This window comes from Psychromonas aquatilis (assembly GCF_038155185.1).
Classification (GTDB): Bacteria; Pseudomonadota; Gammaproteobacteria; order Enterobacterales; family Psychromonadaceae; genus Psychromonas; species Psychromonas aquatilis.
Map to the genome: position 1 here is coordinate 1 of NZ_JBAKAZ010000431.1, position 211 is coordinate 211.

Sequence of the window (211 nt, forward strand, 5' to 3'; positions counted from 1 at the left end):
CCACCGCAAGGTACATTATTTGCACAAACTAAACGTGCGACTAAACATACTGTGCGCAATGGTGAGTCACTGGCTATTTTGGCGCAGCGTTATGGAGTCAGTATTCAAAAGCTGAAAAGTATGAATATCTTAAGCTCGAACTCTTTGCAAATAGGCCATGTACTCAATATCCCAGCTAATTATCGTTTGAGTAACGCAACGAATACCAGTC

General features: G+C 41.7%; 1 protein-coding gene. It reads left to right on the forward strand.

What is annotated here, in order from left to right:
• Positions 1 to 211, forward strand: a 211-nt coding sequence (locus V6256_RS16060) for a LysM peptidoglycan-binding domain-containing protein (protein WP_341599193.1), incomplete at both ends; no start/stop codon positions are given.